Here is a 20,886-nt window from a genome sequence, read left to right on the forward strand (position 1 = left end):
TCAATGGGCGACAGCATTCTCTCCCAGGCTGAAATTGACGCGCTATTAAACGGCGACAGTGGCAGCGCGGAAGAAGAAAAGAAACAAAACGGGCCAGAGGGCGATATTCGCCCTTATGATCCCAATACCCAGCGCCGCGTGGTGCGCGAGCGTTTACAGGCGCTGGAAATTATTAACGAGCGTTTTGCCCGTCATTTCCGTATGGCGCTGTTTAACCTGCTGCGCCGTAGCCCGGATATCAGCGTGGGCGCGATCAAGATTCAGCCATACCATGAGTTTGCCCGCAACCTGCCGGTGCCAACGAACCTGAACCTGATCCACCTGAAGCCGCTGCGCGGCACGGCTCTGGTCGTGTTTTCACCGAGCCTTGTGTTTATTGCCGTTGATAACCTTTTTGGCGGAGATGGGCGTTTTCCGACTAAAGTAGAAGGACGTGAGTTCACGCATACCGAGCAACGCGTCATTCGTCGTATGCTGAAACTGGCGCTTGATGGCTACAGCGATGCGTGGAAAGCGATTTATCCTCTGGATGTCGAGTACGTCCGTTCGGAAATGCAGGTGAAGTTCACCAACATCACCACATCGCCTAACGATATCGTTGTCAACACGCCGTTCCAGGTCGAGATTGGCAACCTTGTCGGTGAGTTCAACATCTGTATTCCGTTTTCGATGATTGAACCTTTGCGTGAAATGCTGGTGAATCCGCCGCTGGAAAACTCGCGGTCAGAAGATACACACTGGCGGGACAATCTGGTGAAGCAGGTTCAGCATTCTGAACTGGAACTGATTGCCCATTTTGCTGAAACGTCGTTGCGTCTGTCACGCGTGTTGCAGCTGAAACCCGGCGATGTCCTGCCGATTGAAAAACCCGAGCGCATTATTGCCCACGTGGACGGTGTGCCTGTTTTAACCAGCCAGTACGGTACACTTAACGGTCAGTATGCGCTGCGTGTAGAACATTTGATTAACCCGATTTTGAATTCGCTTAACGAGGAACAGCCCCATGACTGACAGCAAGAAACCGTCCGATGACACCATCTCTGCGGACGATCTGTGGGCTGAAGCAATGAATGAGCAGGTGGGCTCTGGTGCCAGCACCTCACAGAGTGATGACGTTTTCAAATCGTTTGAAAGCAGCAACACTTCAGGCTCATTGCAGGATATTGACCTGATTATGGATATCCCGGTAAAACTGACTGTGGAACTGGGCCGCACCAAGATGACCATCAAAGAACTGCTGCGTCTGACACAGGGTTCTGTGGTCTCACTGGATGGTCTCGCAGGCGAGCCGCTGGATATCCTGATTAACGGTTACCTGATTGCGCAGGGTGAAGTCGTGGTCGTTAACGACAAATATGGTGTGCGTATCACCGACATCATTACGCCTTCAGAACGTATGCGCCGTCTGAGCCGTTAATATGAATAACCAGAATCATACTGTCCAACCGGCTACGCCGCAGACGCCCGCCATTTCTGCGGGCTCTGTACTGACTCAGGTAAGTGGTGTTCTGGTTGTTATTATCCTGTTGATTCTGGCATGCGCCTGGCTGGCCCGTCGTATGGGCTTTGCGCCGAAAAAAGTCGGCAGCCGTGAGCTGACGCTCACGGCCAGTGTCCAGGTCGGTCAGCGCGAGCGCGTCGTCATCGTTGATACGCCAGATGCCCGTCTGGTACTGGGCGTAACGGCACAGCAAATTACCCACCTGCATACGTTGCCACCGGGTTCACCCGATGTAGACACCGCGGAAAAGGCAGCGCCGCAGGATTTTCGTCAGTTATTACAGAATCTGGTTAAACGTCCCGGAAAAAACCCATGATGCGTCGACTGCTCCCTTTTCTGCCGCTGCTGTTGCTGGCACCGGTTGCTCACGCCCAGTTACCAGGCCTGGTAAGCCAGCCATTAGCCAATGGTGGCCAGAGCTGGTCACTTCCGGTACAAACGCTGGTATTTATTACCTCATTGACGTTTCTGCCGGCCATTCTGTTAATGATGACCAGCTTCACCCGCATCATTATTGTTTTTGGTCTGCTGCGTAATGCGCTGGGCACGCCCTCTGCGCCGCCCAATCAGGTATTACTGGGCCTGACGCTCTTTTTAACTTTTTTTATTATGGCACCTACCTTTGATAAAATTTATCAGGATGCCTATCTGCCTTTCAGTCAGGATAAAATCAGTATGGATGTGGCCATTGATAAAGGCGCACAACCCCTGCGCGAATTTATGCTGCGTCAAACGCGTGAAGCTGACTTAGCGTTATTTGCCCGTCTGGCAAATACGCCTCCTATTGTCGGGCCGGAAGCCGTGCCGATGCGTATTTTATTACCTGCTTATGTGACCAGTGAATTAAAGACCGCCTTCCAGATTGGATTTACCGTCTTTATTCCTTTTTTAATTATTGACCTTGTCGTGGCCAGCGTATTAATGGCGCTGGGTATGATGATGGTGCCGCCGGCAACCATCGCCCTGCCCTTTAAATTAATGTTATTTGTTCTGGTGGATGGCTGGCAGTTGCTGGTTGGATCGCTGGCACAAAGTTTCTATTCCTGATCTTGTGAATTGCACAGGAGATATTCATGACACCTGAATCGGTAATGGTAATGGGCCAGGAGGCGATGCGCGTCGCGTTGCTGCTGGCCGCTCCGATGCTGCTGGCCGCCCTGGTCAGCGGTTTACTGGTGAGCTTGCTACAGGCAGCGACCCAGATTAATGAACAAACGCTGTCTTTCATTCCTAAGATTATTGCGGTGGCGGCCACGGGCGTCGTTGCCGGTCCCTGGATGTTAAACGTCTTGCTGGATTATATCCGCACCGTTTTTTCTAACCTGCCCTATATCATCGGCTGATGATTACGCTCGACAGCAGCCAGCTTGTTCACTGGATAAGCCAGTTTTTCTGGCCGTTGGTGCGCATTCTGGCGCTGATTGCGACAGCGCCGGTATTGAGTGAGCGCGCCATCAGCAAACGGGTGAAAATCGGCCTGGCGGCCATGATCACCTGGCTGCTGGTCCCGCTGTTACCGCCGGTGAACGTCACCCTGTTTTCGCCGGCCGGTTTCATGCTGCTGATTCAGCAAATGCTGATTGGTATCGCCATTGGTTTTACGATGCAGTTTGCCTTTGCAGCTGTCCGGGCGGCCGGTGAACTGATTGGTTTGCAGATGGGTCTGTCATTTGCGACGTTTTTTGATCCCGCCAGTCGGCTTAATATGCCGGTCCTTGCGCGTTTTCTCGACATGCTGGCCATGTTACTGTTTTTATCCTTCAACGGGCATTTGTGGCTTATCTCACTGTTGGCGGACAGTTTTCATACACTTCCTGTAGGTGGAACACCACTTGAAGCTAATGCTTTTATGGCGCTGGCAAAATCAGGCGGCATGATTTTCCTTAATGGCATGATGTTAGCGTTACCCTTGATCGTTCTGCTACTCACGCTAAACATGGTCCTGGGTTTGTTAAACCGTCTTTCACCACAGTTATCAATCTTCGCGATCGGCTTCCCGATTACCTTATCAGTCGGCATTTTGACGATCAGCCTGCTGATGCCCCTTCTCGCCCCGTTCTGTGAGCACCTGTTCGGCGAAATATTTGATCTTCTGGCCCAGTTCCTCACCGAACTGTCCCCCTCCTGAACATTAAGTATCTAACTATTTTTCCTTTTCCATACTTAAGAAATTCACAACTATCCGGGCATTTTTCAAACCATATTTTCCAGAAATCAACTAAGGATATTCTGATAAATGTGCGATAAGTCTTAAAATAATTCTTATTAAACCGCGCATCGCGTATTTTAGTCGGGCGGTACACAGAGTCATCGACAGGGTTGTTTTGGTGATAAAATCGGCAATGCATTGAAATTAAACAAGAAAAAATATTGTGTGATTTTTCTTGTCAGAAAATGTTTTTTCCGGCATTGTCAACTCACTCTTCAGCCTTACACTTTCGTGAAACAAATGTTTTTAAGACTTGTCCTATCAGAAAACTCTGGGTTTTCAGCGATAGTGACATTGCTCCCAAAAACGGTGTTTCGCGCCGGTACGACTTTACATCAATACCCGATGTGGATTCGACGCCAGGTGTGGGGCCAGAGTAAGAAAAAATTTTGCAGAACGGGTCAAGGAAGAAGACTTTTACGGGCGTTTGCCCGTTGCCACGCTGCATCAGCAGAATAAAAAAAAGCGCTTTGGAAATCTTCTCGTACCGCAACGCGTAATTCATCGTTGATTTAAACGGATAACAAATTGGTGAGGGTCGCTAACATGCCAACGATTATTATGGATTCCTGCAACTACACACGCCTGGGATTATCGGACTATATGTCTTCTAAAGGAGTGAAGAAGAAAAATATTACTTCTGTCTCCGATATTGAGCAATTACAGCAAAGATGTGAGCAGTTGAAACCAGGTGTTGTGTTTATTAATGAAGACTGTTTCATTCACGAAACCGACTCAAGCGAGCGCATTCGCAGCATTATTAATCAGCATCCCGAAACACTGTTTTTTATTTTTATGGCCATCAGTAATATTCATTTTGAAGAATATCTGTATGTCCGAAAAAATTTAATTATTACGTCGAAAGCCATTAAACCTTCAACGCTGGATTCTCTCCTTAGCACGTATTTGCAAAAGAAACTTAACATGTCTCCGCGTATTTCCTCAGGGCTGGACGTTCACCCTCTGACGTTGAGCCAGACTGAGTCAAATATGCTGAAAATGTGGATGTCGGGTCATGATACCATCCAGATATCCGACAAAATGCAAATTAAAGCGAAGACGGTCTCTTCCCATAAAGGAAACATTAAGCGGAAAATTAAAACGCACAACAAGCAGGTTATTTACCATGTCGTGCGCTTAACCGATAACGTGACCTCTGGTATTTACGTTAACGTAAGATAGTTTGCCGCCTCACAGAACTGGCCCAAAAGGCCGGTTTTTTTTAGTGATTAGCGATCAAGATCTCAATTTTCAGCATAAACCTTTTCCTGCTCCTGCCGATGTTTTTTTTCATCAGGCCCCCTTAAGAGAGCAAGGAAATGAACACAACGCTGATTAATGAAGGACATCACAACGTCAGTTTTTGGCAAAATCTCAGACTGGTCCCGCTGTTTAGTTTGATTTTCGGCGGGATATTATTTTTGTTCGCACTCTGTATAGGCATTTCCAGCTACTTCCTCATCCTGAGTAATCAGTCGTTGAAAGATGCGACTGAGGAAATTCAGGTCCGCAACGGTCTGATCGACAGCTCCTCAAACCTCCGCTCTGCCCGACTGAATATCATCCAGGCCGGTGCGGCCGCGCGTATTGGTGAGATGGATGATTTCAATGCCAACCTTGCCGCAACGGATGAGCGTATTAAGCAGGCTGAAAATGGCCTCAACGTCTACCTGAACCGCAAGAATAAAACCCCCGAAGACGTCAGGCTGGACGAAGAGCTCACTACTCGCTTCAAAGAGTATGTTCAAAAAGGCCTGAAGCCGATGATTGATGCCGGTAAACAGGGCAGTTTCGAAAGCATCATTGCCCAGGAAACCGACACCACGCGTAAACTGGATAACGCTTATAACGCTGTGCTGGTCAAGGCGATCAAACTTCGGGATATCCGTTCTGATTTCATTAACGCCAAGGCTGCCGAACAGTCACGTATTGGTTTTATTTCCATGGGTGGTGCGTTTGTGGCTGCGCTGGTGCTGGTGCTGCTGACCTTTGTTTTTCTCCGTCGGGTCGTGATCACGCCTTTACGCAAATCGGTTGCCCATATCGAGCGTATCGCTCAGGGTGACTTAACCGCCCCTTCAGTACCGCACGGTCGTAACGAAATCGGCTTACTACTGGATAATCTGCAGCGCATGCAGGAATCGTTAGTCAGAACGGTCGGTTCGGTGCGTGAAGGCGCTATCGCCATTTATCAAGGCTCCAGTGAAATTTCAGCCGGTAACACCGACCTCTCCTCGCGGACGGAGCAGCAAGCCGCCGCCCTTGAGCAGACCGCAGCCAGCATGGAGCAGTTAACGGCGACGGTGAAACAGAACGCCGATAACGCGCACCATGCCAGCCAACTCGCAGCCGATGCATCAGATAAAGCACGCAACGGTGGCGACATGGTCAGTGGTGTAGTGAAAACCATGAACGATATTTCTGGCAGCTCGAAGAAAATTGCTGAGATCACCAATGTGATTAACAGCATCGCTTTCCAGACCAATATTCTGGCGCTGAACGCCGCCGTCGAAGCGGCGCGCGCAGGGGAGCAAGGACGTGGCTTTGCGGTTGTTGCGAGTGAAGTCCGTAGTCTGGCACAACGCAGCGCCCAGGCCGCGAAGGAAATTGAATCCCTGATTGCCGAGTCTGTGAAGTTAGTCAGCAGTGGCTCGCATCAGGTTGGCGAGGCCGGCAGTACGATGGGTGAAATTGTCGAAGCGGTGCGTCGCGTGACCGATATCATGTCTGAGATTGCTGCCGCCTCGGATGAACAAAGCCGCGGTATTCAGCAGGTGAGCCAGGCGGTAACGGAAATGGATAACGTGACCCAGCAGAACGCCTCGCTGGTTGAAGAAGCCTCAGCGGCGGCGGCATCACTGGAAGATCAGGCGGGTAAACTGACGAAAGCGGTTTCCGCATTTCGCTTAGTCGACACACCGGTCGCGAAAACTCCCGATGTTAAAGACGTGGCACCGAAAGCGAGCTCACCCGTGCTACGTCCGGTAGCCACTACCTCCGGTCATGAAAACTGGGAAACGTTCTGACCAAAGCGCACGCCCCTGTCCTGTGACATTTGTGACAGGACAGATAAAAGTAAACGCCCGCGACATCCTCAGACATCGCGGGCGTTTTCATCAGACTGACCGATAATCAGGCGGGAACCCAGGGTTCTACAAAAACGCCGTCCCGGTGATTATTCTCGTTAAAAAACCAGATCCCCTGCGGGTAATCGTCCAGCGCCACCAAAAACATCGTCCCTTCGTTAAAAGGTTCTACCGCCAGGATCGTACCGATTCGCCGGGGTCCACCGTCGGTTTTAACGCTTACGCGATCGTCTACCTTCATCTGTTACTCTCCAGAAACGTTCCTGATAACAGTGTAATGGAAGCGTAGGACGAATGCAGGCATTAACGGCGGGCAATCACCCACACGGCATGGACGATGCCGGGAATGTAGCCGCACAAGGTCAGTAAAATGTTCAGCCAGAACGCGCCGCCAAAACCGACCTGCAGGAAAACGCCCAGTGGTGGAAGTAAAATAGCGATAAGAATTCGAAGTAAGTCCATAACCATTCCTTTAGGTACTGAGAAAAACCGTTTTGCTTACCAATATAGCCGTTTTCTGAAGGGTTACAGGAAAAGTCAGGTAAATCTGAGTCAGGGTTTTTTTCGTTTTCCTGACACTTCACAGCCGGACGTTTAACACGAGAATCGTTACACTTCATTGCGTTGCTTTCCTACCCCAGGAAAACAACACACCCAAAGTAACAAGGATTATTTTGCCCGCGCAGCGCGGGCTTTTTTTTACCCTTCCCTGCTGTCAGCCCGCCGTTCTATACTCAGTATTCACGTTGCTCTTTGGAGGCAGACTATGACGCATTTTCTCGCTTCAGATGAAAACCAAAGTGATCGGGACAGTGAAATGGATGCGCTTCTTCATGCCATCCAGCGTGACACGGCAGGACAGGTACAGGACTATTTTTCGCCTCAGGTTGCGCAGGCTGAAAAAAATGCTGGCGGGCCGACAGCGCCGTGCCGTGAACCTGCGGAGCAGTGTGAGATGGACATTCACGATTGCCGCTACAGTGAGATCAATCGCTAGCGGGATCGCTCGCCGGGCGGAATAGCAGGCAAAAAAATACCCGGCACAGGCCAGGCAAGTATTCAAATCGTTACACCAGGGAAGACATACTGCTTTCTCAGAGTAGCTGTTCCGGTAATGAAAACAAGCTTCTGCGATGCACGTTTCGCTCATCTCATTCTGCTCCTGCTCTCCTCCTGCCTACGCAAGCCGCAGCGTGCGCGCCATGCGTCGTGCACATTCTGACCGCTCCCGCTTTTTGTCCTATCGGGTTTTAAGAATCCTCCTGGTTCTGTCTGCATGAGTACGGAACCTCGGGCCTTTTCAGGACTCAACTACACTAAACAGATGCCGTGGCTAACGTGAGCCGTGTGGAGGAGACCTGGATGCCCAACCTGAATGAATCGCTGATGATCGTGACCGACCTCGATGGATCGCTGCTTGACCACCACGACTACAACTGGGATGCCGCCACAGCATGGCTGGAGACCTTCAGCCAGCATCAGGTTCCTGTGGTGATTTGCTCCAGCAAGACGGCGGCGGAAATTCTGCCGCTACAACGAAAAATCGGGATTAGCGGTACGCCGTTTATCGCCGAAAACGGCGCGGTTCTCTACTTCCGCGAGGACAAACCCGTTCGTATCCCTGACGATAAGCTGAACTACGTCGCCATCTGTCGGATTCTTAGCGCGATGAAACAGCAGTTCCGCTTTAGCGGCTTTCAGGATTTTAGCGACAGCGACGTGTCGGCAATGACAGGTTTACCGGACGCCGAGGCCGCGCTCGCCCGCCAGCGCGATGCCTCCGAAGTTATCGTCTGGCGCGATACCGACGAGGCGTTAGACCGTTTTCGCCATGCGCTGGCTGACTACCATTTGACGCTTACCCAGGGCGGCCGCTTCTGGCACGTGATGCCGGCCCGAAGCGGAAAAGGCCATGCCCTGCATAAATTACTGTCGCATTACAGCCATCAGGATTTGATCACGATTGGACTGGGTGATGGCCCTAACGATGCACCTATGCTCGATGCGGTCGATTATGCCATCGTGATTAAAGGCTTCAGCAAAAACCCTGTCACGTTAACGCGTAATGATGGGCAGGTTTATCATACAACGCATCACGGCCCTGAAGGCTGGCGCGAAGGTCTGGACCATTTTTTAACGCAGCCATGAACGGCTGTGGTTCCTCGGGCAACCCCATAAGGATGATGCAATGAGTGATTTCTTTCAGAATGGCGTAATTACTAACTTTCATAATCTCACGCACCGCAGCGTCGAATCGCTGGAAAAAGAGATGGTGCGTTTTGCGCGTAAACGCAAAATGGGGTTAATTCTGCCCTCCCTGTTTTCTGAGCTGGAAGGACCGGCACTGAGCAAAATCGTCGATGAACTGGCGAAAGTGCCGTATCTGAATGAAATTGTCATCGGCCTTGACCGGGCCGATCGCGATCAGTTCCTCCATGCCCGCGAGTTCTTTTCTCGCCTGCCGCAGCGCCATCGGATCTTATGGAATGATGGTCCCCGCCTGAAGGCGATCGACGCGGAACTGGACAAAGAAGGTTTGTCGCCGACGAATCCGGGCAAAGGGCGTAACGTCTGGTTCTGCACCGGCTATACGCTGGCCTCCGACCGCACCAGCTGTGTCGCGCTACACGATTGCGATATTGTTACCTATGAGCGCGGTATGCTGGCACGTCTGCTTTATCCGCTGGCGAATCCCGCGTTTCAGTATGAGTTTTGTAAAGGATTTTATGCGCGTGTCGCCGACGGCAAACTCAATGGTCGCGTGGGCCGTTTATTAGTCGGGCCGCTGCTGCGTTCCCTGCAAAAAGTGTATGGTCACTCGGAGTACCTTGATTACCTCTCCAGTTTCCGTTACCCGCTCTCCGGCGAGTTCGCCATGCGTACTCATGTCCTTAACGGGATTAAAATTCCGGGTGACTGGGGCCTGGAGATTGGCGTGCTCTCCGAGATCTATCGCAATTACACCACACGCCAGTCGTGCCAGGTTGAGATTGCGGATAATTATGACCACAAGCATCAGCCGCTGGCAGAGGATGACGGAACAGGCGGCCTGAAGCGCATGAGCAACGATATTGTTCAGTCGCTTTTACGTAAACTTGCCACCATGGGCGTGCCGCTCACCAGCGACTCCTTCCGCGTGCTGAAAGCCACCTACTATCGCAACGCGTTAGATATGATGGAAATCTACAATCATGAGGCCGCCATGAACGGACTGAAATTCGATCAGCACGTGGAAGAGGCTGCGGTCGAGATGTTTACCCAGGCTATCCTGGATGCGGGTCAGTCCTTTATAGAACGCCCAAATGACAAGCCGTTTATCCCAAGCTGGAGTCGGGTTCAGTCTGCCTTCCCGGATATTCTGCAACGAATTTACAAGGCGGTAGAAGAGGATAATGACGGTAACGTCTAGCGTGCCATAGGTGGAAGACAGGCTATTACGTGACGTGATGCCTGGAAGGAAGACAGACGGGCCAGGTGTACAACACCGGCCCGGTCATTTGCAATCAGGACGTTAACTGCGGTTGTGACTCACGGGTGTGGCTGAGCTCGTCTGTCCGAAACGCCTCGCTTCTGACCGCATAACCATCATACCAGCGACACTCTACCATGCCACTGGCATGACCGGTCACCACCATCGTTTGCCCGCCGTCCTTATGCTGCACTTCATCACTGATTGCAAAAACCATGTTGCGCCCTCTTTATCCATTGACATTAATTCTTAATATTTATTTATAGCATGGTAAAAAAGTTGCTGCTGTTAAGGCGCGCAGAAAAAGGGCAAATTCAGAATAAAGTAGAAGGTTATCCTGGAAAGGAATAAAGCGGATAAGAGGCTATCCGCTTCAGAGGGAGGATGAATCAGATTTTGCAGCCTTCGCAATCCGCTTCGTCACTCAGGTCGTCAGGCACTTCGGCCGCCTTTTTTTCTGCCTTGGCTTCGGCCTGCTCTAACTGAGCATCTATATCGAATTCAAACATATCGTCGCTCATTGTTTTCTCCCCAGAACGCGTAAAAGAAGGCGCTGTTATACCGATTACCCACGCAGTTTGGCAATAAGGTTAACCACTAAAAGCACGATCGACCCAATGATAAAACCAATCACCAGGTTAGCGCCGTTACTCAGCAGCCCTGATACCAGACCGCTAAACGGAGCGATAGCATTTTCAATAAAGTGGTGCAAAGGCGTTATCCCGTGAACAATGATGCCCCCTCCCACCAGGAACATGGCCAGCGTGCCCACCACGGTTAATATTTTCATCAGCCAGGGTGCCGCAGCCAGCAGCACGGCACCAACTGACTGGGCCACCCGTGACGATTTTTGCTTTAACCAGAATCCCAGATCATCGATTTTCACGATGCCCGCCACAATACCGTAAACGCCAATCGTGACCAGAATGGCAATGCCCGCCAGGATCAGAACCTGATTCAGCAGCGGTGCTTCCGAAACGATGCCCAGCGTAATCGCGACGATTTCGGCGGACAAAATGAAATCGGTGCGCACAGCCCCTTTAACCTTTTTCTTTTCAAATTCACGCGGGTCCTGCTTTGCCAGGTTATCCAGACGCTGCTGACGGGCCTCCGGTGAATTTTGCTGCTTGTCGTGTTGCAGGCTGTGCAGCACTTTCTCGACACCTTCATAACAAAGGTAAGCGCCGCCAATCATCAACAGCGGCGTGATTAACCACGGCGCAAATGCCGAGATAATCAGCGCCAGCGGCACCAAAATCAGCTTGTTCAGAAACGAGCCTTTGGCCACGCCCCACACGACCGGCAGTTCGCGATTGGCTTTTACGCCACTGACCTGTTGCGCATTCAGTGACAGATCGTCACCCAGAACGCCCGCCGTCTTCTTTGCCGCGACTTTGCCCATTACAGAGATATCATCCAGCAGCGTGGCGATATCATCCAGCAACGTTAATAAACTGGTTCCTGCCAAAATATGTCCCTTATTCGGTCATCGACAACGACTTACATCGCAAACAGTGGAAGCCTCATCCTCGACGAAGCCCAACGGCACACGATGCGTGCGTTGTGACTATTCCGGTTCGTTATGTTGACAACATGGGCATCGTTCGATTTCCGTTACCGTCATCTCTGCGATGCCCTCACAATCCCATTCGACGCGCACCGCTTGCCCAGCCAGTCCTTCGCTATGCAGGTATTTACTGACCGGGCTTTCCGTCATGCCGGTAATTTCTTCCGTGGCCACCAGCGTTTCGCCCACATAAATTCTGGCGGTGGCTTTGGTATTCACCATGCGCTCATCACGAATCTGGTAGAGACGTTTAACCGTCAGTTTTATGCTGCTCATCTCGGTCTCCCGGTCACGGAAAAGCGTCTATCTAACATGTTATGTTACTGATGAGCAAGGCCCGATCATTCCTGCTCACGATAATGATGAATGCCCTGATGATCGATTTCAGCACTGTCATTCATCGCCAGTAACCACTCTTCCAGTCGTTCAAGCAACGCGTCGTCGTCGAGACGGAGTTTGCCACGCAGTGCACATTCCCAGATGATGAGAACCTTCCAGCCGCTCTCACGTAACTGCCGTACATAGCGATGGTCTCGTTCGACGTTGCTGTTAATCTTGCCTGTCCAGAACTCGGTGCGCGTGGCGGGTATCTTAAACAAATAGCAGTGATGACGATGCCAGAAGCAGCCGTGCACAAAGATAATGGCCTGATGAGCGGTCAGGACAAAATCAGGCCGCCCTGGCAGGTTTTTGTCCTGAACCCGGTAAGTGAATCCGCGATCTTTAAGCAACAGTGCGATGCGTTGCTCAATCGCAGTGTCCTGCTGGCGAATAGCACGCATGTTTTTGCTGCGCGTTTCGCTGGAGTGAACGTCGGCCATAGCATCTCCTTAAAGGCTACTCTTTCAACTTTAGTCGCCGTCCTGAAAAGCGAAAGCCACCTGGACAAAAGCGGCCATTTTTTTGCCGCTTCCGGACGGTAATCACGCGTCCGGTGCTACCTGTCCTGACTTTTACACTCGCGTGTTTTACAGCACACCGCCGCCGCGTCAGGCGGATTTCCTCATCGGGCAAGGAGTGATAGCATAGGCGCTTCACTGTTAAGGATATTTGCATGCACGCCGTCGCAACCGCTGAACCTCTTCTTTCTGCAGCTCTGCATTCCGATGAACTGAATCTGTTACACCAGGTCCTGTCGATCTATTCCGTCAGGGATATCGTTGCCCGACTGCATCAGGCCGGCTTTGCGCACTGGTCACCGACGCTCATCAACCGTATTCGTCAGGGTAAAAGCACGCTGCCCGCACTGAGCACTGCGGAGCGGGATCTGTTCGAACGCTTATTGCCGTCTCGTCCTGCGCATTATGATGCACCTGCGTTTCGTTTTGTTGACCTGTTTGCCGGCATCGGGGGGATTCGTCGCGGATTTGAGCGCATTGGTGGAAAATGTGTCTTTACCAGTGAGTGGAATAAAGAGGCGATTCGCACGTACCGGGCCAACCATTACAGCGATCCGCTTGAGCACCACTTCAATACCGATATCCGCCAGGTCACGCAGCCTGCCGGGCTATACGATGAAGCAGCGATCTACTCCTCCATTGATGCAGCCATCCCCGATCATCAGGTGCTGCTGGCAGGCTTTCCTTGTCAGCCCTTTTCGCTGGCTGGCGTCAGTAAGAAGAATGCATTGGGTCGGGCGCATGGGTTCGAATGCCAGGCGCAGGGTACGCTGTTTTTTGATGTAGCACGCATTCTTGCCGCCAAAAAACCGCCCTTCTTCGTGCTGGAGAACGTGAAGAACCTTAAAAGCCATGACAAAGGCCGGACCTTTGCCATCATCATGGATACGCTGGATGAGCTGGGCTATGCCGTCGCGGATGCCGATGCCAGTGCACCGGATCCGAAAGTGATTGATGCCCGCCATTTCTTGCCTCAACACCGCGAGCGTATTGTGCTGGTGGGCATTCGACGGGACATTGCCGGCTGCGAGAATTTTACCCTGCGCGACATCAAACGCTTTTTCCCTGCCCAGGTGCCCAGCCTGCAAAGTTTGCTGGAAGCCGCACCTGATGATAAGTACATCCTGTCGCCGGTGCTGTGGCGTTATCTGTATCAGTATGCCAAAAAGCATAAAGCGCTGGGGAATGGCTTTGGCTTTGGTCTGAACGATCCGCGCAATCTGCAGTGCTGCGTGCGCACCCTGTCTGCCCGCTACTATAAAGATGGCTCTGAGATTTTGATCGATCGCGGCTGGGACGCGGATAAAGGCGAGCGTGATTTCCTTGATGCCACCAATATGGCGCATCGTCCCCGTCGTCTTACGCCCCGTGAATGCGCACGCATCATGGGCTTCGATGATGCCGGCAGTGAGCCTTTTCGCATTCCGGTCTCCGACACGCAAGCGTATAAACAGTTTGGTAATTCCGTTGTCGTCCCCGTTTTTGCCGCCGTGGCGCAGCTTCTCCTGCCCTACATCCGCGATTTACAGCATAAAACACGCTAAAAGTTGCGCTTAGGCGCAACCTTTCTCCTCTTTTCCCGCTGCCAGGCGATATTGTCACAACCTCGTCATACAAGCCCAGAATACTGCTGCTTTTTCACTTGATGGGTAGAATGATGTCACCTCTCACGTTGTTATCCCTGCGCAGTCTGAAGCGTCGCTATCGCGTCAAACTGCCCCCGGTGCCCACCTGGCTTACCAGCCTGCGCGGCAATTTTATGCTGTTCGTTGTGCTGTTTTGTTTGCTGCAATCCATCGGGATTGTTCTGCTGACCGCGCAGGTCAGCCATACCAAAGTGAACCTGACGCAGGCGAGTGCCATGCGCGACCGGCTGGCGCTGCTCGATCACGCTCGCATAGAGCTGCTGACGGCCAGCGATAACAGCCACCGGGCAGGCATTTATCTGATGGAAGATCAGAAAAGTGGATCTGTGGACAGTTGGAAGAGCCTGGCGGAAACCGCAAAATCCTCACTCGTGCATGCAGAACAGCTGTTTGCTCAGTACCATGCCGTTCCCAAGGGGGAGCTTGAGCAGGGTTTCATGATGTTAACCCAGGGCCTTGAAGAGCAGCTTAAAGGCCTGGAAGCCAATAATATCGATGCGTTCTTTATGGTGCCGATGCAGGCTTATCAACAGCAGTTTAACAGCGCCTGGTTTAACGAAATCACCCAAGCCAACAAACAGCTTTCTGCCGTCAACAACCTGACACTGGAGACGCTGACCACCAGCCGTAACCTGTCGCTGCTGGTCACAGGGCTGCTGTTTACGCTGTTGCTGACGGGTGGGGTTTTGCTGCTGCGCGGCGTGATTATTCCTTTAAGACTGGCCAGCCGCCAGCTGCAGGCTATTGCCACTGGCGACTTAGTCAGTTGCCCGCAACCGCCTCGTCTGCAATCGTTAGAAACCGCCGGATTGTTTAACGCGGTGGCGGATATGCGGCAAGGGCTGCGCACCATTGTGGCAGAAATTAATACCATAGCCGCCAGCGTGGCGGAGGGTGCGCGGGAAATGCAGCATACCAATGACCAGGTAAGCGAGCACTATAAGGTGCAAAACAGCAGCTTTAGTCATATTTCGCAGCGCCTGCATCGTGTCTCGGAAGAGGTTGAAAACAGTACGCTGTTTTCGCAACAGGCCGCACAGCAGGCACATGTCGCGGATGAACTGATGCAGCAGTGCGCCAGTCAGGTCGATGAAATGGAGGTGCAGATGCGCCACATCGTCGATTCCTCAGGGGAAATCGCCGGCATTGTCGAGCTGCTGGACGGTCTTTCACTGCAAACGCGTCTGCTGGCGTTGAATGCGGCGATTGAATCAGCGCATGCAGGGGTTTATGGACGCAGCTTTAGCGTCGTGGCAAAAGAGATGGGTACCCTGTCGAATAAAAGCGGCGAGTCGGCTCAGCAGATTAACGGGCTGGTGAACAATACACAGCTGCATATTTCTGAGGGATTCAACAAGGTGAAGTCACTGGAAGCCTTGTTTTACCAAATCAGCCAGTCGGTCAGCGCCGTGGTCACCCAGTTAAAAGAACTGGAGGAAAACGCCACAGCACAAAGTCGCCGCGTGTCTGGCATTGCCGCCGAAGTGGTGGCGCTGGACAAGGAACTGCATACTAACGAGGGGCTTACGGCGCGGCAGGTGCGTACCGCCGATACCTTACAACATCAGGCCTCACGCCTGGCCGAAAGCGTGCAACAATTTCGCATTGCCGTCTGAATACGCGCTCTGAATAAAAAAGCCGCCTTTATCAAAGGCGGCTTTCATCGCGAGAACAACCGATAACCATTATTTCTTTTTCTTACTCTGCTTCTTAAGCAGCGTACGCAGTTGTTTGATTTCACTGGAACTTAAAGCATCCGACGCGCCTTCTTCCGTGTTCTGACTGTCGATGGCGGGCTGAGAAGGTGCTTCGAGGCTGGCCTGCAGACGTTGCACGATCTCCTGACTCATTGATACCTGGTTTTCAAGCGCCAGCTGTTTAATGTGTTCTTTCAATGCAGGATCAATTTTAATCGTCAAATTAACAGTTTCGGTCATTTCCTCACTCCTTTTTTGTTATTGCTTCCACGCTACCGGATGACTGTATCGATTCCTATACTGTCATAAAAATTTAATATTCCGCATGTAAAGGACTAAAATCACGAAGTACTGCCTCATCCAGACTAACCAGATTACCCTGCAGCTCAGCACACAACTTGGCCATATAGCGTACCAGGAAGTCCGCGTTGTGTTCTGCGAGTCTCCGCCCTGCTTCGGTTTGCATCGTTTCAGGCAACCGTAACAGCTTGGTTTGAAAGTGATCCAGTGTCCATTTCACATCATTAAGTTCACGCGCTTTCCCCAGCGGGTCTTCACTGTTGAACAGAGGACGGTTCATCGTACCGGCTGTGTAAAACACCCGGGCCAGCCCGATTGCACCCAGCGATTCCAGCCGATCGGCATCCTGAACAATTTTCGCTTCAGGGGTTTCAGGCGTGATGGCCGCGCTAAAACTGTGTGCCTGAACCGCGTGCATCACTCCACCGATTAATTCGGCAGGAAAATCCGTAAAGTCCTGCTGCAGGATACGCTGCGTTTCGCTGGCGGCGTAAGTGGAAGCCTTATGACGTTCAGGATGGTTTTTCGGTAAGTTCACCACATCATGAAAGTAGCAGGCAGTCAGGACGATCAGGGGGTCGGCAGATGTACCTGCCATAATGCGCTGCGCGCTCATCCAGACCCGACGTAAATGCGCAATATCGTGTGCGCCATCATCATGAATCCAGTTTTTTTCAAACCAGGTTTCATAGCGAGCCTGCCAAAGTGCAAGTGACATAATCTTTTCCTGTAAGGGTTATTTTCGTCTCAATGGACGACCTGTTACGCGAATAGGCTTTGTCATCATAACGAATGGCTAATGACATTTTCTTTACATCGCTAAGGAAAAAGCCGGTCGGGACCTTTAAATTCCTCTTAAAAATGAGACGCTGATCATTTTTATGGCAATTTGCTACCAGGAAAACATGCATTTGCTGCTTTTTCAGCCTTGACTGATTCAGTTTTAGGCAGGATGAATAGTTTAATATTAATAATGATTAATCAGCGCTATTTTATCTCAGAGTGAGGGAATTAATGTCATAATAAAAATGTAAAAAACAATAAAATCGGCGAAAATTATAGATGGATAAATCTGAAAAGGTTCCTATTTTTGCCGATATAACGTACTGTATTCTCACTATCAGATGTCCGGTAATACGCGTTAACAGCAGTGCTGATGATTTTTTATCCACTCCTGTCCGGTGGATTAAAAATCATCACAACTGAGCGAACCACACGGTGGCCAATTATCAGGAATAATGATTTATATTTTTTATGATATTGCCACCATTTAGGTGCCCTTTTTGTTTCAGCAGTAACCGGGATCGACTAATAAAAAGAGGTAATCCATGAAAGAGCGGCCGATTCTTTTTTCCGAACAGCGGGTCCGAGCCCTGCTGGTTGGCCAACAAACCCAAACCCGGCGCATAATGAAAACGCAGGCTTTTGGTCCAGGCCAGGATCATCATGAAGGGGTACATGCCTTTGATGTGCAGGCTAATCACCTGCACGGTGACAAAATGATGGCCATGAACGACATTCGTTATCATTGTCCTTACGGCATGCCTGGCGACAAGCTCTGGGTCCGCGAAACCTGGCGTGGCCCCATCGTGCCTGAACATGCGCTGGCGGATTATGAACGCGATCCCACCCCGTTTCGCTCGCCGGACTTTTGCCAGTACCGGGCGGACAGCAATGAACTGGGCCAACATACGTCAGGCGGACCGGACGCCGAGCAGTTTGGCTGGCAAACAGCCATTCATATGCCGCGCTGGGCAAGCCGCATCGACCTGATTATTACGGATGTGCGTGCAGAGCAGATTCAGGATATTAGTGAAGACGACATTATGGCGGAAGGTGTGCAGACCGACTCGCACTTCCTGAACAACTTCTTTACCATGAACGTCAATTCTGAACTGCCCAAAGAAGCCTACCGCAAAGCCTGGCAAAAACAGTATGGGGCAACCAGCTGGCAGGTTAACCCGTGGGTTTGGGTTATTGAGTTCGAGCGTGCCACGCGCGAATCAACTTAGCCTGCGCTTTGTGGGCTGAATCACAGACAATTTCCTTGCTAACAGGTTGAATATTGCTCCTTCATCCCTGAAGCCTGACGATGCCAGCATGCCGTTTTGATGCTGGCATTTTACTGTCTGGTCGCTCAGGGTTCTGCAATTGCAGCATTCAGTGCGGAACCAACGATGTTTAAATGGCCATGGAAAACACACAGCAATACGGATCTGACTGACCTGCCCTGGCAGGCCGGGCTGACACAGCCGATTTTTACTCTCCTCAACCACGATGAACGTCAGTCGCTGCAGGCCATGGCTCAGCATTTTCTGCAGCAAAAAAAACTGGTTCCGCTTGAAGGCTGTCAGCTTGATGCGCTGCGTACCGTGCGCATTGCTTTGCTGTTCTGCCTGCCGGTGCTGAAGCTGGGGCTCGACTGGCTGGACGGCTTTCACGAAGTGCTCATTTATCCCGAGCCTTTCAATGTGGATGACCTGTGGCAGGATGAGCATGGCCTGGTCCATCACGCCCCTGCCGTCCATGCCGGGCAAAGCTGGACGCAAGGGCCAATCGTGCTCAACTGGCTGGATATTCAGGACTCCTTCGATCTTTCCGGCTACAACCTGGTCATTCATGAAGTGGCGCACAAACTGGATGCGCGCGGTAGCGGTTATACCAGCGGCGTGCCAATGATGCCGCTACGTGGGGTTGCCCAATGGGAAAAAGATTTGCGTAGCGCGATGGCCGGGATTGAACATGAAGTGGAAAGTGTCGGTGAGCAGGCCGCCAGCATCGATCCTTATGCCGCCAGCGATCCGGCAGAGTGTTTCGCGGTATTATCCGAGTATTTTTTTACGGCCCCGGCCCTGCTGGCGGAGCGTTTCCCGGCCATGTACCGTCATCTTCAGCACTTTTATCAGCAGGACCCGTTAAGCAGAACAGGAGCCGCTCACGACTAAATCGCCTGCTTTGCAGACGCATTGCTTTAAAGCTAGCCAGTTGAATGCTAAACGCTTTTATACTGTTGACACCCTGAGCCGACCTCGTTACTATTCGCCTCGTTCACACGATTCCTCTGTAGTTCAGTCGGTAGAACGGCGGACTGTTAATCCGTATGTCACTGGTTCGAGTCCAGTCAGAGGAGCCAGAATTAAAAAAGCCTGCTTACGAGCAGGCTTTTTGCTTTTCAGCCGATCGCCTTTCTCTGTCTTCTTTCCACGCGTTGCTTTACGGCCAAATTTAGCAATCTGGCATAATAAAATCCTGCAGGTTAATAAAAAACACAAAGCCAGAATGAACGCATTCTGGCTTTGTCGCTACTGGTCTTTAACAAGTGACGGACCGCAGCACGCTATTTCGCGCCCTCCGCCAGCTGGCGCAGCATCTCAATATGAACAGGTTTATCATTGAGCGCAGGAATATAGGTAAAGGACGTCCCGCCCGCATGCATAAAGATTTCCCTGTTCTGCTCATCCAGTTCTTCCAGCGTTTCCAGACAGTCTGCCGCAAAGCCCGGGCTGATTACCTGCAGGCTTTTCACGCCTTCCGCAGGCAGATTTTTAATGGTTTCATCGGTATAGGGCGTCAACCAGGGTTCCCTGCCGAAGCGTGACTGGAAGGTCATCACTACTTTTAGCGAAGGCATGTTCAGGGCGTCGGTGAGTAATTTCGTCGTTAACGCACAACGTTCCTGATATTTGTCGCCTTCGTTTGAAAACCTGACTGGTATACCGTGATAGGAGACCAGTAAGGCATCCGGCACGCCATTGGCCTCAAACGATTCAAGCACGGACGTTTTTAACGCATCGATATAAGCAGGATGATCGGCATAGTCGTTGATGAAGTTGATCGCCGGTGTGTAGCGGTTCTTCATCGTCTGCAGGTGACGACTCACGCTGTCGAAAACGGATGACACGGTGGACGAGGAAAACTGTGGATACAAAGGAATAACGATAATTTTATCGACACCTTTCGCCAGCAGCCTGTCGATAGCGCCCCCGATGCTCGGCTCGCCATAACTCATGCCCAGCTCAACAGGCATGCCCGTCAACGCTTCCAGTGCGCGCGCCTGACGGACGCTGTAGACCATCAGCGGTGAACCTTCGTCCATCCAGATAGAGGAGTACAATTTAGCCACGCGTTTGGCGCGTAGCGGGATAATTACGCCATGCAGGATCGGGCACCACAGGATCCGGGGTAAATCGACCACTCTGTAGTCGTGCAAAAATTTCGATAAAAATGTTTTAACCGCAGCAGTCGTGGGTTCTTTTGGTGTTCCAAGGTTAACAATTAAAACACCCTGTTTATTCGTCATTAGCTGGGACCTCTGAAAACCCAAGGAAAAAAAGTGCCTGAACACTGTAGCACACTCAGGGACATCATCTCCTCCGTCTGCGCCTTTTGCGTCAGTGACGGCGAAACGAAGGCCTGGCGGGAACTTCTGCGACGACATCGAGTCAGCCTGCCAACGTCTTTGCTGACGTCTTACGCCGCCTTATGAGCCCGGGCCATGAATGAAACAGTCGG

At 51.4% G+C, this 20,886-nt stretch carries 25 protein-coding genes and 1 tRNA gene; 16 read left to right on the forward strand and 10 right to left on the reverse strand.

Annotated features, from left to right (window positions below; genetic code table 11):
• Window positions 1-3: 3 nt before the first annotated feature.
• From fliM to G5574_RS04215, 8 genes are all read left to right on the forward strand, one after another.
• Entirely contained in the window at window positions 4-1,011 is a 1,008-nt protein-coding gene (fliM, locus tag G5574_RS04180) for a flagellar motor switch protein FliM (protein WP_006119575.1), read from the forward strand.
• Window positions 1,004-1,417 (forward strand): flagellar motor switch protein FliN, encoded by a 414-nt coding sequence (fliN, locus tag G5574_RS04185; RefSeq protein ID WP_006119577.1) that lies wholly within the window; start codon window positions 1,004-1,006, stop codon window positions 1,415-1,417. The genes fliM and fliN overlap by 8 nt, the downstream gene beginning before the upstream one ends.
• Window position 1,418: 1 nt before the next feature.
• Window positions 1,419-1,817: a flagellar biosynthetic protein FliO gene (gene fliO / locus G5574_RS04190; protein ID WP_033742082.1), complete on the forward strand. Its 399-nt coding sequence runs from the start codon at window positions 1,419-1,421 to the stop codon at window positions 1,815-1,817.
• Window positions 1,817-2,548, forward strand: a complete 732-nt coding sequence (fliP, locus tag G5574_RS04195) for a flagellar type III secretion system pore protein FliP (protein ID WP_164483193.1) — start codon at window positions 1,817-1,819, stop codon at window positions 2,546-2,548. The genes fliO and fliP overlap by 1 nt, the downstream gene beginning before the upstream one ends.
• Before the next feature lie 26 nt (window positions 2,549-2,574).
• Window positions 2,575-2,844: a flagellar biosynthesis protein FliQ gene (gene fliQ, locus G5574_RS04200; RefSeq protein ID WP_033742083.1), complete on the forward strand. Its 270-nt coding sequence runs from the start codon at window positions 2,575-2,577 to the stop codon at window positions 2,842-2,844.
• A complete protein-coding gene (gene fliR, locus G5574_RS04205) occupies window positions 2,844-3,629 on the forward strand; it encodes a flagellar biosynthetic protein FliR (protein WP_110269026.1) in 786 nt (261 codons plus the stop codon). Before fliQ ends, fliR begins: the two co-directional genes overlap by 1 nt.
• Window positions 3,630-4,256: 627 nt before the next feature.
• On the forward strand, window positions 4,257-4,892 hold the full coding sequence (rcsA, locus tag G5574_RS04210; protein ID WP_006119584.1) for a transcriptional regulator RcsA: 636 nt from the start codon (window positions 4,257-4,259) through the stop codon (window positions 4,890-4,892).
• Between the two features lie 137 nt (window positions 4,893-5,029).
• The gene (locus G5574_RS04215) at window positions 5,030-6,736 is read left to right on the forward strand and encodes a methyl-accepting chemotaxis protein (RefSeq protein ID WP_110269027.1); all 1,707 of its coding nucleotides are present in this window, start codon (window positions 5,030-5,032) and stop codon (window positions 6,734-6,736) included.
• A 106-nt stretch (window positions 6,737-6,842) separates the two neighbouring features.
• On the opposite strand, the gene dsrB is transcribed toward G5574_RS04215, so the two are convergent.
• Together dsrB and G5574_RS04225 are read right to left on the reverse strand one after the other, a co-directional pair.
• Complete coding sequence (dsrB, locus tag G5574_RS04220) at window positions 6,843-7,037, reverse strand: protein DsrB (protein WP_006119586.1); 195 nt, start codon at window positions 7,035-7,037, stop codon at window positions 6,843-6,845.
• A 62-nt stretch (window positions 7,038-7,099) separates the two neighbouring features.
• On the reverse strand, window positions 7,100-7,258 hold the full coding sequence (locus G5574_RS04225; RefSeq protein WP_006119587.1) for a YqaE/Pmp3 family membrane protein: 159 nt from the start codon (window positions 7,256-7,258) through the stop codon (window positions 7,100-7,102).
• A gap of 304 nt (window positions 7,259-7,562) precedes the next feature.
• On the opposite strand from G5574_RS04225, the gene G5574_RS04230 reads away from it, so the two are divergent.
• The 3 genes from G5574_RS04230 to G5574_RS04240 all read left to right on the forward strand — a co-directional run bounded on the left by G5574_RS04230 (window position 7,563) and on the right by G5574_RS04240 (window position 10,205).
• Window positions 7,563-7,793 (forward strand): DUF2525 domain-containing protein, encoded by a 231-nt coding sequence (locus G5574_RS04230; protein WP_033742085.1) that lies wholly within the window; start codon window positions 7,563-7,565, stop codon window positions 7,791-7,793.
• A 365-nt stretch (window positions 7,794-8,158) separates the two neighbouring features.
• Entirely contained in the window at window positions 8,159-8,944 is a 786-nt protein-coding gene (locus tag G5574_RS04235; protein WP_110269028.1) for a mannosyl-3-phosphoglycerate phosphatase-related protein, read from the forward strand.
• A 40-nt stretch (window positions 8,945-8,984) separates the two neighbouring features.
• Window positions 8,985-10,205 (forward strand): glycosyltransferase family protein, encoded by a 1,221-nt coding sequence (locus G5574_RS04240; RefSeq protein WP_033742089.1) that lies wholly within the window; start codon window positions 8,985-8,987, stop codon window positions 10,203-10,205.
• A 94-nt stretch (window positions 10,206-10,299) separates the two neighbouring features.
• Here G5574_RS04240 and G5574_RS04245 read toward each other — a convergent pair whose 3' ends face one another.
• The 5 genes from G5574_RS04245 to G5574_RS04260 all read right to left on the reverse strand — a co-directional run bounded on the left by G5574_RS04245 (window position 10,300) and on the right by G5574_RS04260 (window position 12,653).
• A complete protein-coding gene (locus G5574_RS04245; protein WP_033742091.1) occupies window positions 10,300-10,482 on the reverse strand; it encodes a YodC family protein in 183 nt (60 codons plus the stop codon).
• 172 nt (window positions 10,483-10,654) lie between these two features.
• The gene (locus G5574_RS23865) at window positions 10,655-10,786 is read right to left on the reverse strand and encodes a hypothetical protein (protein WP_006119592.1); all 132 of its coding nucleotides are present in this window, start codon (window positions 10,784-10,786) and stop codon (window positions 10,655-10,657) included.
• Window positions 10,787-10,830: 44 nt separating this feature from the next.
• Complete coding sequence (locus G5574_RS04250) at window positions 10,831-11,733, reverse strand: DUF808 domain-containing protein (RefSeq protein ID WP_054633597.1); 903 nt, start codon at window positions 11,731-11,733, stop codon at window positions 10,831-10,833.
• 99 nt (window positions 11,734-11,832) lie between these two features.
• The gene (locus G5574_RS04255) at window positions 11,833-12,108 is read right to left on the reverse strand and encodes a hypothetical protein (RefSeq protein WP_006119595.1); all 276 of its coding nucleotides are present in this window, start codon (window positions 12,106-12,108) and stop codon (window positions 11,833-11,835) included.
• Between the two features lie 65 nt (window positions 12,109-12,173).
• Window positions 12,174-12,653, reverse strand: coding sequence for a very short patch repair endonuclease (locus G5574_RS04260; RefSeq protein ID WP_058701674.1), 480 nt, complete (start codon window positions 12,651-12,653; stop codon window positions 12,174-12,176).
• A 233-nt stretch (window positions 12,654-12,886) separates the two neighbouring features.
• Here G5574_RS04260 and dcm point away from each other — a divergent pair, with 233 nt between their 5' ends.
• Both dcm and G5574_RS04270 read left to right on the forward strand, forming a co-directional pair.
• Window positions 12,887-14,275 carry a DNA (cytosine-5-)-methyltransferase gene (gene dcm, locus G5574_RS04265; RefSeq protein ID WP_164482100.1) on the forward strand — a complete coding sequence of 463 codons (1,389 nt, stop codon included), beginning with the start codon at window positions 12,887-12,889 and terminating at the stop codon, window positions 14,273-14,275.
• Window positions 14,276-14,376: 101 nt separating this feature from the next.
• Window positions 14,377-15,993, forward strand: a complete 1,617-nt coding sequence (locus tag G5574_RS04270) for a methyl-accepting chemotaxis protein (RefSeq protein ID WP_033742097.1) — start codon at window positions 14,377-14,379, stop codon at window positions 15,991-15,993.
• A 69-nt stretch (window positions 15,994-16,062) separates the two neighbouring features.
• Here the strand turns inward: G5574_RS04270 and G5574_RS04275 are convergent, their stop codons facing one another.
• A complete protein-coding gene (locus tag G5574_RS04275) occupies window positions 16,063-16,314 on the reverse strand; it encodes an Arc family DNA-binding protein (protein WP_006119599.1) in 252 nt (83 codons plus the stop codon).
• Window positions 16,315-16,387: 73 nt separating this feature from the next.
• Complete coding sequence (locus tag G5574_RS04280) at window positions 16,388-17,092, reverse strand: phosphohydrolase (RefSeq protein ID WP_039338268.1); 705 nt, start codon at window positions 17,090-17,092, stop codon at window positions 16,388-16,390.
• Window positions 17,093-17,702: 610 nt separating this feature from the next.
• On the opposite strand from G5574_RS04280, the gene G5574_RS04285 reads away from it, so the two are divergent.
• From G5574_RS04285 to G5574_RS04295, 3 genes are all read left to right on the forward strand, one after another.
• Window positions 17,703-18,386, forward strand: a complete 684-nt coding sequence (locus G5574_RS04285) for an ASCH domain-containing protein (RefSeq protein WP_033742103.1) — start codon at window positions 17,703-17,705, stop codon at window positions 18,384-18,386.
• Between the two features lie 165 nt (window positions 18,387-18,551).
• Entirely contained in the window at window positions 18,552-19,319 is a 768-nt protein-coding gene (gene mtfA / locus G5574_RS04290; RefSeq protein WP_174250595.1) for a DgsA anti-repressor MtfA, read from the forward strand.
• Between the two features lie 112 nt (window positions 19,320-19,431).
• A tRNA-Asn gene (locus G5574_RS04295) sits at window positions 19,432-19,507 on the forward strand.
• Between the two features lie 204 nt (window positions 19,508-19,711).
• On the opposite strand, the gene hemH is transcribed toward G5574_RS04295, so the two are convergent.
• Window positions 19,712-20,674, reverse strand: a complete 963-nt coding sequence (gene hemH / locus G5574_RS04300) for a ferrochelatase (RefSeq protein WP_006119604.1) — start codon at window positions 20,672-20,674, stop codon at window positions 19,712-19,714.
• Window positions 20,675-20,886: the final 212 nt, after the last annotated feature.

The sequence above is a fragment of the Pantoea stewartii genome (genome assembly GCF_011044475.1).
GTDB lineage: Bacteria > Pseudomonadota > Gammaproteobacteria > Enterobacterales > Enterobacteriaceae > Pantoea > Pantoea stewartii.